The sequence below is a fragment of the Bhargavaea cecembensis DSE10 genome (genome assembly GCF_000348905.1).
In the GTDB taxonomy this organism is placed as follows: Bacteria; Bacillota; Bacilli; order Bacillales_A; family Planococcaceae; genus Bhargavaea; species Bhargavaea cecembensis.
In genome coordinates, this window is sequence record NZ_AOFT01000033.1 from 1 (window position 1) to 1,653 (window position 1,653).

The 1,653-nt window shown below is 53.4% G+C and carries 2 protein-coding genes; both read right to left on the bottom strand.

Annotated elements, in window-relative coordinates; translation table 11 throughout:
• Positions 1-20: 20 nt before the first annotated feature.
• Positions 21-1,418 (bottom strand): Fe-S cluster assembly protein SufB, encoded by a 1,398-nt coding sequence (sufB, locus tag C772_RS15870; protein WP_008301619.1) that lies wholly within the window; start codon positions 1,416-1,418, stop codon positions 21-23.
• Between the two features lie 14 nt (positions 1,419-1,432).
• Positions 1,433-1,653: iron-sulfur cluster scaffold-like protein (locus C772_RS15875; RefSeq protein WP_008301621.1), on the bottom strand; the 221-nt coding region annotated here is incomplete at its 5' end.

Here is a 1,653-nt window from a genome sequence, read left to right on the forward strand (position 1 = left end):
GAGGTTTTTTTGTGATTGAATTAACCGATCGAACCTTCCATTTCGAACTTGATGAGGCGGTTCATTTCGACCGCGTATTCCATCGGAAGTTCTTTCGTGAATGGCTCGATGAAGCCCATGACAATCATTTCCGTCGCTTCTTCCTCGGAGATGCCGCGGCTCATGAGGTAGAAGAGCTGCTCTTCGGATACCTTCGAGACTTTTGCTTCGTGCTCGAGGGAGATGTTGTCGTTCAGGATCTCGTTATACGGGATCGTGTCGGACGTGGACTGGTTGTCCATGATGAGCGTATCGCACTCGATGTTGGAACGTGCGCCGGACGCCTTGCGGCCGAAGTGCACGATTCCGCGGTACGAAACCTTGCCGCCCTGCTTCGAGATCGACTTCGAGACGATCGTCGAGGATGTGTTCGGTGCGAGGTGCATCATCTTCGCGCCCGCATCCTGGTGCTGGCCTTTCCCTGCAAGTGCGATGGACAGCGTCATGCCGCGTGCGCCTTCGCCCTTGAGGAGGACAGCAGGATATTTCATCGTCAGCTTGGAGCCGATGTTGCCGTCGATCCATTCCATCGTTGCGTTCTCTTCTGCAACCGCGCGCTTCGTAACGAGGTTGTAGACGTTGTTCGCCCAGTTCTGGATCGTCGTGTAACGGCAGTATGCGTCTTTCTTGATGATGATCTCAACAACCGCCGAGTGAAGGGAGTTTGTCGTGTAGACAGGCGCTGTGCAGCCTTCTACATAGTGGACGCTTGCGCCTTCATCAACGATGATCAGCGTACGCTCGAACTGTCCCATGTTTTCGGAGTTGATGCGGAAGTATGCCTGAAGCGGCGTATCCACTTTCACGCCCGGCGGGACATAGATGAACGATCCGCCTGACCATACCGCAGAGTTCAGGGCAGAGAACTTGTTGTCAGCGGCCGGGATGACCGTTGCCCAGTGCTCTCTGAAAATGTCTTCGTTTTCACGGAGCGCGGAGTCAGTGTCCTTGAAGACGATTCCCATCTCTTCAAGGTCTTCCTTCATGTTGTGGTAGACGACTTCGGATTCGTACTGTGCGGAAACACCTGCAAGGTATTTTTGTTCCGCTTCCGGAATGCCGAGCTTGTCGAATGTACGCTTGATTTCCTCAGGAACTTCATCCCAGGAGCGTTCAGTCGCTTCCGACGGTTTGACGTAGTACGTGATCTCGTCGAAGTTCAGTTCGCTGAGATCGCCGCCCCACATCGGCATCGGCTTTTTGTAGAAGATGTCGAGGGCCTTCAGGCGGAAGTCGAGCATCCACTCCGGCTCTTCTTTCATCCTGGAAATTTCTTCGACAATCTCCCTTGTCAGACCGCGCTTCGAACGGAAAACCGATACGTCTTTGTCGTGGAAGCCGTATTTATAATCGCCGATTTCCGGCATTTTTTTAGCCATTACTGTTCCTCCGTTCAGTTTGGATTGGCATCACTGTCGACGCCTTTTTCCATTGCCTTCCATGCAAGGGTCGCACATTTGATGCGGGCAGGGAATTGGGAAACGCCGGAAAGCGCCTCAATGTCCCCCAGATCCAGGTCTTCGTCCAGGTCTTTGCCGAGCATCATGTCGGAAAAGGCTTTGGACATCCTGACTGCATCTTCGACGGATTTCCCTTTGATGGCCTGCGTCATCA

What these genes read in the sequence shown, in the direction of transcription:
- sufB (WP_008301619.1), bottom strand. Translation starts at nt 1,418, where the DNA reads ATGGCTAAAAAAATGCCGGAAATCGGCGATTATAAATACGGCTTCCAC.